This is a genomic window from uncultured Ruminobacter sp. (genome assembly GCA_902764345.1).
GTDB lineage: Bacteria > Pseudomonadota > Gammaproteobacteria > Enterobacterales > Succinivibrionaceae > Ruminobacter.
In genome coordinates, this window is record CACWVT010000050.1 from 1 (window position 1) to 14,912 (window position 14,912).

General features: G+C 45.7%; 14 protein-coding genes. 6 read left to right on the plus strand and 8 right to left on the minus strand.

Features of this window, described 5'->3' with window-relative positions; all coding sequences use genetic code 11:
• Window positions 1-150: 150 nt before the first annotated feature.
• The 7 genes from QZU58_RS08395 to QZU58_RS08425 all read right to left on the minus strand — a co-directional run bounded on the left by QZU58_RS08395 (window position 151) and on the right by QZU58_RS08425 (window position 6,004).
• Window positions 151-1,590 carry a flotillin family protein gene (locus QZU58_RS08395; RefSeq protein WP_294496016.1) on the minus strand — a complete coding sequence of 480 codons (1,440 nt, stop codon included), beginning with the start codon at window positions 1,588-1,590 and terminating at the stop codon, window positions 151-153.
• Between the two features lie 194 nt (window positions 1,591-1,784).
• Window positions 1,785-2,372 carry an SPFH domain-containing protein gene (locus QZU58_RS08400; protein WP_294496017.1) on the minus strand — a complete coding sequence of 196 codons (588 nt, stop codon included), beginning with the start codon at window positions 2,370-2,372 and terminating at the stop codon, window positions 1,785-1,787.
• 113 nt (window positions 2,373-2,485) lie between these two features.
• Window positions 2,486-3,193 carry an SPFH domain-containing protein gene (locus QZU58_RS08405; protein ID WP_294462049.1) on the minus strand — a complete coding sequence of 236 codons (708 nt, stop codon included), beginning with the start codon at window positions 3,191-3,193 and terminating at the stop codon, window positions 2,486-2,488.
• A gap of 165 nt (window positions 3,194-3,358) precedes the next feature.
• A complete protein-coding gene (locus QZU58_RS08410) occupies window positions 3,359-3,922 on the minus strand; it encodes a hypothetical protein (protein WP_294462047.1) in 564 nt (187 codons plus the stop codon).
• A gap of 427 nt (window positions 3,923-4,349) precedes the next feature.
• The gene (locus QZU58_RS08415; RefSeq protein WP_294496018.1) at window positions 4,350-5,003 is read right to left on the minus strand and encodes a hypothetical protein; all 654 of its coding nucleotides are present in this window, start codon (window positions 5,001-5,003) and stop codon (window positions 4,350-4,352) included.
• 126 nt (window positions 5,004-5,129) lie between these two features.
• A complete protein-coding gene (locus QZU58_RS08420; protein WP_294496019.1) occupies window positions 5,130-5,609 on the minus strand; it encodes a hypothetical protein in 480 nt (159 codons plus the stop codon).
• Window positions 5,609-6,004, minus strand: coding sequence for a diacylglycerol kinase (locus tag QZU58_RS08425; RefSeq protein WP_294496020.1), 396 nt, complete (start codon window positions 6,002-6,004; stop codon window positions 5,609-5,611). The genes QZU58_RS08420 and QZU58_RS08425 overlap by 1 nt, the downstream gene beginning before the upstream one ends.
• Window positions 6,005-6,285: 281 nt before the next feature.
• Here QZU58_RS08425 and QZU58_RS08430 point away from each other — a divergent pair, with 281 nt between their 5' ends.
• The 6 genes from QZU58_RS08430 to QZU58_RS08455 all read left to right on the plus strand — a co-directional run bounded on the left by QZU58_RS08430 (window position 6,286) and on the right by QZU58_RS08455 (window position 13,744).
• Window positions 6,286-8,127 (plus strand): ABC transporter substrate-binding protein, encoded by a 1,842-nt coding sequence (locus QZU58_RS08430; RefSeq protein ID WP_294462040.1) that lies wholly within the window; start codon window positions 6,286-6,288, stop codon window positions 8,125-8,127.
• Window positions 8,124-9,065, plus strand: a complete 942-nt coding sequence (locus QZU58_RS08435) for an ABC transporter permease subunit (protein WP_294496021.1) — start codon at window positions 8,124-8,126, stop codon at window positions 9,063-9,065. Before QZU58_RS08430 ends, QZU58_RS08435 begins: the two co-directional genes overlap by 4 nt.
• 17 nt (window positions 9,066-9,082) lie before the next feature.
• On the plus strand, window positions 9,083-9,982 hold the full coding sequence (locus tag QZU58_RS08440; protein WP_294496022.1) for an ABC transporter permease subunit: 900 nt from the start codon (window positions 9,083-9,085) through the stop codon (window positions 9,980-9,982).
• Window positions 9,972-10,973 (plus strand): oligopeptide/dipeptide ABC transporter ATP-binding protein, encoded by a 1,002-nt coding sequence (locus QZU58_RS08445; protein ID WP_294462032.1) that lies wholly within the window; start codon window positions 9,972-9,974, stop codon window positions 10,971-10,973. Before QZU58_RS08440 ends, QZU58_RS08445 begins: the two co-directional genes overlap by 11 nt.
• Window positions 10,960-11,766: an ATP-binding cassette domain-containing protein gene (locus QZU58_RS08450; RefSeq protein ID WP_294462029.1), complete on the plus strand. Its 807-nt coding sequence runs from the start codon at window positions 10,960-10,962 to the stop codon at window positions 11,764-11,766. The genes QZU58_RS08445 and QZU58_RS08450 overlap by 14 nt, the downstream gene beginning before the upstream one ends.
• A gap of 70 nt (window positions 11,767-11,836) precedes the next feature.
• Window positions 11,837-13,744: a 5'-nucleotidase C-terminal domain-containing protein gene (locus QZU58_RS08455; RefSeq protein WP_294496023.1), complete on the plus strand. Its 1,908-nt coding sequence runs from the start codon at window positions 11,837-11,839 to the stop codon at window positions 13,742-13,744.
• 178 nt (window positions 13,745-13,922) lie between these two features.
• On the opposite strand, the gene QZU58_RS08460 is transcribed toward QZU58_RS08455, so the two are convergent.
• Window positions 13,923-14,696: a hypothetical protein gene (locus tag QZU58_RS08460; RefSeq protein ID WP_294496024.1), complete on the minus strand. Its 774-nt coding sequence runs from the start codon at window positions 14,694-14,696 to the stop codon at window positions 13,923-13,925.
• Between the last annotated feature and the right edge of the window lie 216 nt (window positions 14,697-14,912).

Genomic DNA, 14,912 nt, shown 5'->3' on the forward strand with positions numbered 1-14,912 from the left:
CGACTACGAAAAACTCTAGAAATTGAAAAATCCCTCTCTCGAGGGATTTTGATAAAACTAATTTTTATACTAGATCGGTTAAAACTCGCAAAATTTGGGGCGCACCGTAACGGTACGCCTTCCTGTTTTTCAAATCACTGTAAAAGATTATTATTCAGCCTTAGGAGCCTTTGGTGGCTTAGGTGCTGCAGGAGCAGGATCGTCCTTTGACCCCACTGAACCGAGGTACGCAGGAAGCTTGAGACCGGCCATCTGAGCAACGTCATGGAGCGGAGGAAGACTCTTAACCATTCCTGACAGGAAATCTGCAGTAGAGGTCTTACCGTCACCTTCTCCGTTGCCGCGATCCCATACGGTAACCTTATCAATCTTGATGTTGCGGATAGCCTCGGTCTGGAGGGTTACGATATCCTGGAGTTTTTCGATCATGAGGAGTGTTGAAGCAGCGCTTACGTCATCACCGGCACTCTGTACCAGTCTCTTATAACCTTCAGCCTTAGCCTCAAGCAGTGCTCTCTGACCTTCTGCTTCAGCCTTATACTTGAAGAGTATTGCGTCTGCGTCACCCTGTGCAATCTGTCTTGCCTTTTCTGCGGCAGCTTCTGCATCGATGATGATCTTCTGCTTGTCAATTTCCTGCTTAGCAACTTCTGCAGCATTCAAACGCTGCTTTTCTGCGGCGTACTGAGCCTTCTGAATTTCAACTTCGGCTTCACGCTTTGCAACTTCCGCCTTACGGAAGGCTTCGGCTTCGATAACCTTCAGTTCGGCATTGGAAAGAGCCACGGTCTGCTTGGCTGAGTTTTCACCCTGAATTGCCTGAGCTTCCTGATCAGCCACGTAGCAGCGCTTTTCAGCTTCAGCCTTCTTGATACCCTTCTGTGCGGAAGCATCGTTGTTGGCAACCTGAATATCCTTATCCTTTCTGGCTTCAGATTCACCGATGGAACCGATCTTTTCCTGAACGGCCACCTGAACCTTTGCAGTGTTCAGAGCTTCGGAAGCTGCCTTCTTACCGATACTTTCAATATACCCTGAATCATCGGATATATCGGTGATATTAACATTAATAAGCTTCAGACCAACCTTATTGAGTTCCGGTTCAACGTTCATGCGAATCTTTGACTGGAATTCCTCACGGTCACTGTTAATCTTCTCAATGGTTAATGAAGCTACGGTAAGACGCAGCTGACCGGTAATGATGTTTCTGGCAAGATCTTCAATCTGATCAACATCCTGGTTTAACAGACAGTCTGCAGCATTACCAACTATATCCTCTTCAGGAGAGATCTGAATGGTAAAGCTTGAAGGAACGTTGATACGAATGTTCTGAAGAGACAGAGCACCGGTTAACGGAATGTTGATGGTCATCGGGGTAAGACTCATATATGCGTAATCCTGGATCAGAGGCCATACGAAAGTACCACCGCCGTGGAAACACTTGGAAGAATTACCACCGCCAAACGAAGTTTTACCGAACACAACAAGAATCTTGTCTGACGGACACTTACGATATCTGTTAACAACAAATGCTATCAGCATGAACAGTATAACTACACCTGCTGCTATACCAGCAAACATTACACCCATTGATTTATTCCTCTAATAATAAACATTACACACATATGTGTTTATCCCGCTATCAGGGAAAACACAGAAAAACTTAAAAAACAATCCAACTGTCAGCTCAGACTGCGTATTCCTGCCTGCACATTCCGGAACACGCATAACACCGCACGTTCCTCCTTCAGCATCTTTACGTAATACCTCAGTAAAGCCACTGATCAAACGTTATTCTCAACCGTCACCGCCGCTTCACCGTTTTCACTGCTTGAAACGGAATATTCATTGAGTGTTACTCTCGTGAGATTAATTCCAATCTTTTCAAGCTCCGGTCTGGTCATGGAAAGAATTCTGAACTCCATTTGCATCCTGTTACGCATTACCTCTTCGACAGTAGCCGATGCAAGCGCAAGCCGGAACATACCGATAATGACCTTAGCCGCCATTTTCTCTATTTCGCCCCGGGACATATCCAGCAGGCAGTCTGCAGCGTTCCGCATGCCATCTTCATCTGACGATATACGGATAACAAATTCAGCTTCCGCATCGACATACTCATTTTTACCGGTCAGAGCATCTTTTAACGGAACATTCAGCGTCATTGGATTCAGATCCAGAAAGGCAAACTTCTGAATCAGAGGCCATACAAAAGTACCACCACCATGAATGCATCTGGAAGAAAAACCTTTACCAAACGGAGTCCCGCCGAAAACAACCATAATCTTGTCTGCAGGACACTTTCGATAGCATTTAAAACCAATTACACCAGCAATGAGCGGTATAACTACGTAAGCAATGATTATCCACATAGCTATCAGTCACCAATAAAAAACATTACACGCACACGCATCCGCTCCCTACCGCTGCCAGAAGTCCAATCCCAAGAGACAGCACAGTCAGACTTACGGAATACTCAGACTGATTAAAGTCTGTTAAGTTCATCCTCCAGCTCAAGAAGCTGTCTCATCGCCCTGCGACTTTCCCGAAACTCCATGTTTTTTATGGAGTCCGCCAGCAGATCCCGTTTCCGCTGAAGATCCAGTTTTCTGAAATCGGCAGTCTTATCGTCAACTCCCAATTCACCAACCTCAAGTTTTACGATGTCCAGCCCGCTCAGTGACAGCCCGAAAATATTCAGATTCTTTTCCACCTCTGCATGTATTATCTGCTTAACTTTAGAGATATCCCCCGTTAACTCATCCGAAGTCATTGAGGCAACTGCCTGACGCAGACTTCCGGAAAGAGCCATGTGCACAACGCTGTCAACGTGCCCGTCATCGTTAGTCATAACGGCAATTTCAGCAGCCTTGTACATAAGCTCCTCTTCTGAAGAAACACCGTAAACGAATCCAACCTCTGTTTTTACCCTGACATCGTCAGAAGTATTACAGATAAGAGGGACGGAATCTCTTACGGGGCCAAGGGGCATCTGCTCACATGTCTGAAACAGAGGAAACACGAAAGCCCTGCCCTCCGTGACACATCTGCAGCTGTGTTTACCGAATGAGGCAAACAATCCACTAATTACAAGGACTCTGTTCTCCGGACATCTGGGACAACAGACCAAAAACAGCACAACCAAAAAAACCGCAGTTAAAAGAACGGCAACAAGCCAAACTACAGCGTCCACGGATTTCCCCCGTCAAACATTCAGACAACAACTCTCCTGAATGTACGAAACATGCATCTGAACATTCCTTAAAACAGATAGAAAAAATACATCATGAACAATCAGACAAATGCGACGTTCGGGAGAGTCTCTTCATAAAAAGAGACTCTCATCCCTTCATGAGGTTTAATCAGCCTTTTCCACGACAAGGATGCCTCCATCCTTTACGTCAACGACCTTGACCAGAGTACCGGTAGCATATTCAGCGGAACTGTCTATCGCTACTGCATCAAGATACTTGCGTCTGCCCTGAACGCCGACCTCGATCTGTCCGGCCTGACCGGGCTTTATTGTGATATAAATCTTGGCGGTCTTGCCCACAGCATTGGAGATCTTGACAATACCGTTACTCTGCAGTTTATACAGAGTGGACTTAATCTTGTAAACAAGATAAGCCATTCCAGAACCGACGATCAGGGTAACAAGAATACCAAGGATTAAACTATCGCTTTTGATATTGGCATAAAGACCGAAAGTACCGCCGACCATAGCAAAGGATGCAACGGTCATGAGAGAAATAAATCTGACCGAAAAATCTGATGAACCGAGATCACTCAGTCCGTCACCATCAGTTTCAATTCCTACACCGATAAAAGAAATAAAAGCCTGAATGGCAAAAATCAGAAATCCGGTGAATATCATCAAAGAATAAATGATGTACGGCCATTCAAAAAACTGACTGAATTCCATTGTCGGACTCCTTAACATCCTCTGAAATGCAATAACAAAACGTCACGGCAGGCAACTGCCGGCTCCACAATTAATACATGGCATCGTTCTGAATAAAATTCAACTGCTGACGATGCGATTATTCACATCTTTTTTATTGATCGTATTATTCAATAAACAGGGAAATTATCATGAAAAAACCGATCAATTAACAGCCAATTTTTCGAGAATTATCACATTAATGTATTTGCGACGGTTAGACGTGTGTTCACTGCATACAAATTACTGCCCCGGAGGAACTCGAAATGTCGTGGAAAGTCGATGTCCGAAACGTATTCAACGTTTTCATGGCACCTGCCACGGATCGATGAATCATGACAGTTAAATAACATCCGGCAAATATGCGTGACAATGACAAAATCAAGACAGCGTTCTGTTACAACGGCACTCAGCCAAACCTTAAAGAGAAATAAATACCGACGCAGATAAAAAGAAAAATGAATACGTAATACATCAGGTTGGATTTATATGTGTAGCCGCAGTACCGGCAGTATAAACTTTGACGATAACCGCGTCTCCAGGCTTTTCTTCCGCAGACGGGACAAAATCTGTCAGCTAACGTACCGGCGAGACAGTTGTAGGCGGAATCGTCATCCCTGCCATGCTCAATTATTCCACGCTCACGGATTTCAGAGTCAAACCTGTAACCGCAGTGCGGACATAATGCATCTTTTCCGGGAACATAATCTCTCCTGCCGCATTCCGGACACGGAGACTTCAGAAGCTCACGAAGATTCATGGGAAGAACCCCATGAATGGATTCTCCGTTTTTCATAAAATAAACAAAATCGCCACGATTCGGAGAAAATCCGCCAAGCTCCCCGGCCGAAATACTCCATACTTTCCCCGTTCTCACTGCTTTTTTGACATCGGAGATTTCCTCGATAAGACAAATTCCACGTTCTCTGTCAAATGTTTTTACCATTCCGGTATAGGAATAAAGATCCGGCAATGGCAAATCGTGATTATATTCTTCCGCATACTCAGTCCTGTTTTCCTTAATTCCGGAGTAAAACGAGGACATTCGTGATTTCAGATTCATGATTAACTTTCCACGTAATTATTCATACGACACATTTGATAAACCGCACTTCACGTACCATGCAGATTCAAAGATTCAATGATATACATTCTCTTCCGTCATTGCGGCAGACAGGAGCATGTTTTTTCACACCAGTCCCCTGAAAATGACCTTCATCCGCTCCACGACTCCCTGACTGTGTGCGCCGTAAGCAACCACTGCAATACAGATAAAGTAACCGTTTATTATCGGATTGATGCTCAGCATCCACGGATTCTGATAAAGCTGCAGAATGACGCTCACGAAAATGGCGAATGCAGCAACATAGCCTATGCGGTAATTTCTGAAAACCAGCCAGCATAAAAGAAAACAGAGAGGCATAATGGTATCGGCAATATCCTCAGCGCTGTAGTCAAAACTAAGGAGATAGCTCTTAAACTCCCTGTCTGTCAGAAAACCGGTTATTATCGGTCTCAGTGCCAGAATAAACAGAAACACCTTTCCGAGTCTGGCACTCTTTTGCCTGTTGCGAAGCTTTATGACTTCCGGAATCTTTTCAATATCACTCCCGTCATCTGAGGGCTTCGCATCCCGGACACTCTTTTCCCGAGTACTTTCATCTCTCATCAAAAAAGATCCGTGCAGACATGAAGGATGATGAGCATCCAGGTAATAACGGTATATGTGAGTGCAATGAATACTGCGGCTGACCCCATGTCCTTTGCCCTTCCGGACAGCTCATGGTACTCATCACCAATGCGATCCACAACTGCCTCAAGTGCGGAATTTATGATTTCTGCGGTCATTACAAGAAAAGGTCCGCTGATAAGAGCAGTAAAGCATAACGGATTAAAACCGTTCACATCACGAGACAGAAAAACCGCAGCCACAATCATGATTACGGCCAGAATGCTTTCCTGCCTGAAAGCCGCCTCGTTTACAAAAGCCGCCCTAAGCCCCTGCATGCTGTACTTTCCGGCCTTAATGATCCTTGTAATGCCGGTTGCCCCAGTTTTTGCCATAATTCCCCTCTCCAGTGATATGATTCTGAAAATTATTTCCTCTGCTTCAATGTTCTGAGGTCCGTAATACGTTCCATGAACCGTTCCATCATACAATAAAACACGCAAAACAGACCATAACAAAAGGTTTCAGCATTCGCAAACCTGCTCAGATGTCTAAATTTATGCAATTAAACAGTCCTCAAATTGAGGGCATGACATATTTTTTGATAAAATGTGATAGTTAAAAGTGTGTTCCAAAAACGACATATATTACTTTTTTATACGGATTGTTGCTTTTCATGAGAATTTTTGTTTTTCTGCCATTGCTGGTACTGCTCGGCATGTCCCTGCTGGCCGGAGCCGAAGCCTCCGCCTCTGAGGGAATAAACCGGGACAGTCTGATATACTGCTCAGAGAGAAACATCTCCCACATGAATCCGCAGCGTCACCCGATTTCATCAATGGCCTCCTCAATCTCGTTTGCGGTCTATGACAGACTTTTAAGCATCGATCCTCAGACCAAGGCCACCAGAAGCGCAGTGGGTACACTCGAAAGAATCTACCACAACGACACCATATACGTGTTCGACATTGCGAAAAACATATCCTTCCACAGTAACGAGTTCTTCACCCCGACAAGAAAACTGAACGCAGAGGACGTGGTTTTCAGCTTTGACCGCATAATCAACAAAGATAATCCCTTCTACAGGCCTCTCGAGGATTTTCCATACATATCCCACATGGATATCGTGAACAACCTGATAAGCGTCAGAGCCGTGGGACCATACAAGGTAGAATTCAGGCTGAAGCAGCCAACCAATCTTCTGCAGTCATTTCTAGCCACCGACAATTCGGTGATTCTCAGTAAGGAATATGCAGACACCATCCTTAAGAAGAACCTGCCAAAGGAAACAATCGATCACTATGCCATAGGCACCGGCCCTTACACCCAGTACAATTTTCTCCGCGGACGATACGTAAAACTCAAAAGATTTCCTGAATATCACGGACACAGGCCGGAAATACGCAATCTGATTCTTACCAACTCATACCGTGCAAACAAGCTTCTCTACAAAATGTTTACCGGTGAGTGTCATATCATCAGTAATCCGACGGCCAGCCAGATGAGTTTTCTGCAGAAGGTTCCAAAGGACTTCAATCTCATCAGAAAGAACACACTGAACGGTACTTTCATCATCTACAATACCAAAAAACCTTACCTCAGTACCGGAGCCCTGAGACGAACACTGTCTTCAATGTTCAGTCTTGAAGATCTTAACAGATCCGTGTTCTTTGATCAGGGACACTACATCGTTGAGCTTTTCGATGAGGACCCGTCAAACTTTCTAAAGATTCAGAAAGGCAATGCCTCAGCCTCCGACCGAACCACATCGGAAAAGGACGTTGAACGCGAACTTCTCAGAGAAGCAGACGTCAAACCGCTGACATACGAGAAATCAGACAAGTTCGTCAACATGTTTAACGAGGACATTCCTGACTACGCCATTCCGAAAAAAGACCTGCCGGAACCCGGCCACGATCTTTTTGCCCATGAGCTTAGCAGACAGGAATACATTGAGGCCTACGAAACGCTTAAACAGCAGGAGCTTGAAATCACCATCTTCCAGTCAAACGTGATATCCAACACCGCACACTCCAAGATAGCGCAGTTCCTAAAATCAAATTTTGAGAAGAAGGGGCTCAGGGCCAGAATAAAGACGTACCGTACAAATCAGGGACAGAACCGCATCAAGAAGGGACTGTTCGATCTTGCCATCGTGAACGTGTACTCCGACTCAGAAAGTCTCATCTATCAGATGATTTCCTGCAGACAGAACAACCGCAGACGCTCATCACTCAGTTCCAACATCAGCTATACCGGAAACTATACCGGATGGTGCAACGATACCGTGGAAAACATGTATGAGGATCTGTCATATCTCGACAAGAACGATCCTGACGCAATCCGTCTGCAGAAATACATCATGAACATTCTGGTAAACGAAATGCCGGTCTACCCGCTCATATACAACCTTAACCTCTTCGTGGCCATGGAATACGTGGAAGGTCTTGAGCCAACCCCTTACGGCGGCGTATCTTTCATAAACGCACGCATAAAGCATGAGGGGGATAAAAAATGATAGATTTCCTCATCAAGAAGCTCGAACTGTTCTTCATAACACTTTTCATTCTGACACTCATACTGTTCTGGGCTCACATAAGACTCGGTGACGTCGAGATTAACAAAATCGTTCCGGAATACATCCACTATGCAGGCAATCTGGTAACCCTCAACTTCGGCAACAGTACCGAAAGCGGCATGCCGATCATTGAGGAAATGAAGCTGTTTTTCCCGCCGACAATCGAGCTTCTGCTGCTGTCACTTGCAGTATCATTCTGCGTCGGCATCTTTCTGGGCATAGTCGGCGGTCTGAATCATCACAGTGTCGTTGACAAATTCGTTTACGGTTTCTGTCTTCTCGGCAGCTCCGTACCGGTATACTGGAGTGCCCAGATATTCATTCTGCTGTTCTGCATATACATCAAGATCTTTCCTACCACGGGAAACATCTCCATGCTGTATGATGTTCCGAGATACAGCGGCTTTCTGGTCATAGACGTATTCATTCAGGGCAACAATGAAATAATAATCGACATGCTGAAGCACCTTGCCCTGCCTCTTATAAGTCTCAGTCTTGTACCGTGCGCCACTTTTGCCCGCATTACCCGCCGTTCCACAATCAACCTTACGCAGAACTACTTCATAAAGGCGGCATACTGCCGCGGAGAAAGCCGTTTTGACATAGGTGTACACCATGTTCTCAGAAACATTCTTCCGGACATTGTCCAGAAGCTTAACATCATCATATGTAACCTTTATTCAAGCTGCATTCTGGTAGAAGTAATATTTGACTGGCCGGGCACCGGATTATGGATTACCCAGAGCATAAACAATTCTGACGGCAGAATCATAGAAACCACAACATTTGTACTGGGAACCAGCTTCCTACTTCTCAACATTACCCTGGACATTCTGAGTACGCTGGTAATTAACCGAACCCGCCTGACCCACGGCTGACAAGAACAGGAAACGCCATGTTTGACTTAAACAGAGAAGCACGTGAAATTCAGTCCGACAAGGACATCGCGTGGGAAATTTACAAAAAGAGCACCACGGACATGATTGGTCTCTATACGCTGATACTCTGCATATGCGTTATTTTCATTCTGCCGATATGGGTGAACTTTGATCCACTGACTCAGAATGTGGCTGAAAGACTGCTGCCTCCGTCCTGGAGTGACAGGGGTAATCTTCATCACTTCCTGGGAACGGACGAGTTCGGCAGAGACTTCCTGTCACGTCTTCTCATCGGCGCCCAGAACACCACCAAATACGCATTTCTTGCCTGCTTTTCATCCCTGATAATCGGAACTTCGCTCGGCCTCATGAGCGCAATGTCCCGCAGCAGGACACGCAAAGGAGTACTTCACCACATATTCGACATACTGTTCTCCATTCCTTCAATACTTATCGCCTTCATTACCATCGGCATACTGGGAGCAAGTCTGCCGCACGCAGCTCTTGCCATCGGTGTATCACTGCTGCCGAGATTCATTCATGAGAGCTACTGTGCCGCAAAGAAGGAGCTGGAAAAAGAATACGTCAGAGCGGAAATATCAGACGGTTCATCACGTCTGCATCTCACCTTCACAACCATTCTGCCGAACATTCTCAGCACCATAATCTCAAACATGTCACAGGGCATATCCATTGCCATCATAGACATTGCGGCAGTGGGATATCTGGGATTCGGGGCGCAGCCCCCTACTCCGGAACTAGGCAACATGCTGGCTTCAGGTATCGACATCATTTACGTCAGTACGTCAAAAGCCATCATTCCCGGAGTGGCCATGATAGTGCTGATTGCCTCAATTCAGCTGGTAGGACACGGAATCTGCCGCGTACTCAATACGGGGGTGGCCGATGCTGCTTGATATCAGAAATCTGTCCATACAGCTCAGAAGTGAAACCTCGTACATACAGGTCTGCAAAAACTTTGACCTGATGATTAACGACGGGGAAATATGCAGTCTTGTCGGAAGCTCAGGTTCCGGCAAAAGTCTCATCATCAACGCCATCATGGGTATGTACGGTCACGACATGAAGGTGACCATGGACTACTTCAAGTTCAGAGACATGGATCTCACAAATCTCAGTGTTGCCGAACGCCGCAAAATCCTCAGCAGTGAAGTGGCAATCATTTTCCAGGAAGCTCGCGCAAGTCTGGATCCGGAACTTCCGATAGGCGTACAGATGAGAGCCTCACTCGGAAGTCACTGCTTTGACGACAAATGGTATCGCTGGCCGTTTTGGAGGTTCAGGGCAGTAAACAACATTCTGCACAAGGTAGGCATAAAAAATACCAAGCAGATCTTAAGAGCCCTGCCGTACCAGCTGTCAGAGGTTCTGTGCCAGAAGATTATCATAGCCATGGCACTCTCAAGAAAACCGAAGCTTCTCATTGCCGACTCCCCGATAAGCGGCATGACAAGCACCTCTCAGGTTCAGATACTTAAGCTGTTCCACAGCTACGTGGAAAACAGCAAGGGCACCATGCTGTACGTCACCAATGACCTTGGTCCGGCCTCCAACCTAATGGATACCATTAAGATGCTCTACTGCGGTCAGATTGTTGAAAGCGGGCCGAAGGAACAGGTAATCAACTGCCCGCACCACCCGTTTACCCAATCAATGATCAATGCCATACCGGAATTCAACAGGCAGGTTAAGCTAAAAATGAAGCTGGACGTTCTCAAAGGCGATCCTCCGGAATTCACGCAGACACCTATAGGCTGTCCGCTGGGGCCTAGATGTCCGCATGCCGATCGCGAATGCAATACCATGCCGCCGATTGTCAAAACGAAAAACGGGTTCTTCAGGTGTTACTATCCGCTTAACATGGAGAAGGATAATGAATCAAAATAAACATATTCCCCTGCTTCAGGTTAAGAATCTCGGACTCACCATAAAAAACCGTAAATATCTATTTTTCCGTAAAAAAGTGGAGATTCTCAAGGATATCAACTTTACTCTGGAAAAGGGACAAACGCTGGTACTGACCGGAGATGCTGGTTCAGGCAAGTCCAGCCTGCTGCACATTCTGAACAATCCGGACATTCCACACACCGGTGAGGTGCTGGTATACGGCAAACCGCTGAAGGACTACGAACGCAGAGACAGAGTCGGCTTCATCCGTCTGCTCTCTTCAGACTACAACAACGCCATTAACCCGCACAAAAGGGTAAACTTCATTCTGGAGCAGCCACTGAAAATCAATACGGACTACTCCACCGTACAGCGCGATTACCGCATAGACAGGATTCTTGAGTACGTTGGTCTGTCATCAAGCATAAAATACAGTCACCCGGGATTTCTGACATCGAATCAGATGCTCAGACTGGCATTTGCCAGAGCCCTGGTTATGGAACCGGAAATTCTGCTTGTCGACTCCAACATTGAAAAACTAGATGCGCAGCTGCGCTCTCACTGTCTGAACATGTTGCTGGACTGTCAGGAGGAAAAGGAAACTGCCCTTGTCATCTGCCTCAACGACATTGGGCTCATCAAACACATAGCCGATAACATTCTTGTTCTCAGTCAGGGCAGACAGGAAGACTACGGTAATGCCAAGTTCATCATCAGCAAACCGGAAAAGGAAATCACCAAAAGACTTATCCAGGACTACAACAACGAATACCGCATACGGCCGGAGAGATAAAGGACAGTCTCCGGCTAAAATCGCATAATCACGACATATAAACGAAAAATACAGGATGTACAGGATGAAAATGAACACAACAGCAAGACTTGCACTTATTCCGGCTGCGGCGCTTATGATATCAGCCTGCGGCGACAACCTCCCGGCTGAATCCTCAGCAAAGGCCACACCTGCAAAACCGGCAACAGCCGCGGCGGTAAAAACCGAACAGGCCGCAACAGCCCCGACAGAAAACGTGATTCAGGCAAAGACAGCAGAAACAGAGTCTTCCGGGAACTATTCACTGGAATTTCTTCACGTAAATGACATGCACTCCTACATTGATCCTGTTTCCATGTCATTGAGGGTACCGGAAGGTCTGGTTAGGGTTAAAGCCGGAGGTCCGGAGGCCTTAAAAAGCATCATTGAGGAGACCCGCAGACGTAATCCGGACGTACTGCTGATTTCCGCAGGTGACCAGATAACCGGCAATGCCTCAAACTATGACAATTTCCACGGTGAAGCTGACGCCGTTGTTCACGGCGTATTCGGAACCGACTACTACATGCTCGGCAATCATGAATTCGACCACGGCGGCAAAGGTATCACCGAATACATGGATTACATGAAAAAACTCAGTCCGCAGAGCGTTATGATAAATTCGGATCTTACAGTAGGAAAGGACAGTCCCGTCAAAGACACCGGGATCCCGCAGGTCATCAGAAAGATCAACGGACGCAACGTGGCTTTCTATGCCGTTACCACTGCCAACAAAATTCTAAAGAGTTCATCTCCTGATCCGGACATGTCATTTAAGGATACAGTTCCTCTCATCAATGCCATGACCGCGGAAAATGCCTCAAAGGCAGACATTCATGTGCTTATATCACATCAGGGCATACTGGATGACCGAATCAACTCTGCCAAATTCAATGACATAGACATCATTATAGGCGGTGACTCTCACAGCCTGTGCGGAGATTTCAGGGCCGGAGGCATCAAGGGTGAATGCGTATATCCAATGACCAGAAAGAATGCATCTGGCAATAAGATATGCGTGGTTCAGGCATTCGAATACGGCAAGCTTATCGGTGACCTGAAGGTTACATTTGACGAAAAAGGCAACGTAACCGAATGTTCCGGTTCACCGATACTGCCGCTGTGGTCGGCAACCGCCACCCTTAAGGGTGACAATGTCACCGCCGAAGCGCAGAAGGCTGCCGCTGCCAGAATAAAGGAAATTATCAGTGCCGAAGACAATCCTTTTGTGGAAGCTTCACCTAACGCTGAAATGACCAAAGCCCTGGAACCGTACAGAAACAAAATCAGGGAGAATTTCAAATATCTGGGCAGAGCCACACAGGATTTGTGCACCACCCGCTACCCTACCGATAACTGTCTCATCAAGGACACACCTAATCCATACGGTTCAGAAACCTGCAAGGCCTTCGGAAGAATGTATCTTGACGGAACAGGAGCGTCAGTTTATCTGGGCAATTCAGGAATGTACAGAGTCGATCTGGAACAGGGGGACTTTACCGATCTTGAGCTTATGGCCATAACTCCGTTTAACAATGAGATTGTGGAAATTGAACTCACCGGTACCGAGCTCATCGAGGTGCTGAATCAGGTCGTATCCTACGTCAACGATGACATCACGTCCAGAGACGGAGGTATTCCCTGCGGCTACGGCTTCAGCTATGCCATCAACAACACCGCAACACCGGTTGTATCAGACGTTATGATCGTCGGCGATGACGGCAAGGCCGCTCCTGTCGTAGAAGACGGGAAGTACCGAATTCTCACCACAGACTACGTGCTTAAGGGCAAGGACGGCTTCAAAAAACTAAAGGGAAAAGAGGTTCTCAGAAAGTACGGGAGCGATGCCAATCTGGTAAGACAGTATCTTAAGAAACACGAAATAATTCCGGTTATTCCTCATGATCTGAAAACGATCACTTCATTTAAGGATACGGATACCAATAAAAAGAAACAGTAACCTTTTCCCCCCGGAAAACAGCCGGATATTATTTTCCGGCATTTTCCGGTTCATCGAGAAGGAAAACTTATATGCCCCGTAAACCGCGGATTTACGGCACTTCTGCAAAAGAATGGTGTTTGCTTGGTGTTTAAATATATGTAACGATACCATGCGAAACACCACAATATATAGTGTGTCAGTTTGTTCTGCTCGGTTCGAAAATTTTCCCTTCGTGATTGTAGGTCAGATTAAACACCATGTTTGAGAGCCAGCTCTTAAAGGAAGGATTATCCTGGAACTGTTTGAACAGTTCCATATTATCTTTCATTATAGAAAGAATGACATTCTGTAAAGCTCGTTCGCTCTCCATCCTTGCATTTTGCTCATCAGAATTCTTCATGGCGTTCCTATACTTTTCATCTTTAGACACCATTCCCGGAATCTCCTGAATTTGCCGGAGAACATTATCAGCGTCGTTCCATTCAATATTTCCGAAAATATCATTAAACTGAGCGATGATAGAGGAAAGCGAATCCAGTTCAGGATTAACGATGCGACCACCACCTCCGGTTGGTACGGGATCAACCTCTGTATTCTTATCTTCAAGAATTATGGACATTGTGGCTTTAGCTTCATTACGGTAGCTTTCCAAATCTATTGTTTCTAAAATTCCCTTGGTGAAATCATCACTGGAAGGAGATGGCAGTTTAGGTACAAGGAAGTTCAGAAAAATTGAAAGACGTTCCCAGTCAGCATTGCCATAAGGAAGAATTGCACCTAAAAAGCCATATGTTCTGCAAAAGGATTTAGCAGCCCCCTTGAATTCAACCTGAGATTCTGTATCCAATTGATTGTACCTTGCCACGCACGAATCAAGGATAAAATCAAAATGTTCACGCTTTTCACCATTCAGGTATTTGTTTACCAAAATCTTTACTTCGCTGTCGGCATATACCTCATGTTTTACCATGAGCGCTATAAGGTCGTATAACTTATTTGGATCCGTTTCACTTGATAAGATTGTGGTTCTGTAATAACGTGAAAACGACTGTTTTATCAGTTCCGGATCATTTGCAAAATCAAGTACAAAGACAATATGAAACGACCTCCACGAATGAATGCAAAACGTGGATTTACCGTGTAAACTGTAGATGTTGAAAAAACAGAAACGGATTTACCGCATACA

What these genes read in the sequence shown, in the direction of transcription:
- QZU58_RS08440 (WP_294496022.1), top strand. Translation starts at nt 9,083, where the DNA reads ATGTTTGACTTAAACAGAGAAGCACGTGAAATTCAGTCCGACAAGGAC.
- QZU58_RS08460 (WP_294496024.1), bottom strand. Translation starts at nt 14,696, where the DNA reads ATGGTAAAACATGAGGTATATGCCGACAGCGAAGTAAAGATTTTGGTA.
- QZU58_RS08415 (WP_294496018.1), bottom strand. Translation starts at nt 5,003, where the DNA reads ATGAATCTGAAATCACGAATGTCCTCGTTTTACTCCGGAATTAAGGAA.
- QZU58_RS08400 (WP_294496017.1), bottom strand. Translation starts at nt 2,372, where the DNA reads ATGTGGATAATCATTGCTTACGTAGTTATACCGCTCATTGCTGGTGTA.
- QZU58_RS08435 (WP_294496021.1), top strand. Translation starts at nt 8,124, where the DNA reads ATGATAGATTTCCTCATCAAGAAGCTCGAACTGTTCTTCATAACACTT.
- QZU58_RS08425 (WP_294496020.1), bottom strand. Translation starts at nt 6,004, where the DNA reads ATGGCAAAAACTGGGGCAACCGGCATTACAAGGATCATTAAGGCCGGA.
- QZU58_RS08410 (WP_294462047.1), bottom strand. Translation starts at nt 3,922, where the DNA reads ATGGAATTCAGTCAGTTTTTTGAATGGCCGTACATCATTTATTCTTTG.
- QZU58_RS08420 (WP_294496019.1), bottom strand. Translation starts at nt 5,609, where the DNA reads ATGAGAGATGAAAGTACTCGGGAAAAGAGTGTCCGGGATGCGAAGCCC.
- QZU58_RS08445 (WP_294462032.1), top strand. Translation starts at nt 9,972, where the DNA reads ATGCTGCTTGATATCAGAAATCTGTCCATACAGCTCAGAAGTGAAACC.
- QZU58_RS08430 (WP_294462040.1), top strand. Translation starts at nt 6,286, where the DNA reads ATGAGAATTTTTGTTTTTCTGCCATTGCTGGTACTGCTCGGCATGTCC.
- QZU58_RS08395 (WP_294496016.1), bottom strand. Translation starts at nt 1,590, where the DNA reads ATGGGTGTAATGTTTGCTGGTATAGCAGCAGGTGTAGTTATACTGTTC.
- QZU58_RS08450 (WP_294462029.1), top strand. Translation starts at nt 10,960, where the DNA reads ATGAATCAAAATAAACATATTCCCCTGCTTCAGGTTAAGAATCTCGGA.
- QZU58_RS08455 (WP_294496023.1), top strand. Translation starts at nt 11,837, where the DNA reads ATGAACACAACAGCAAGACTTGCACTTATTCCGGCTGCGGCGCTTATG.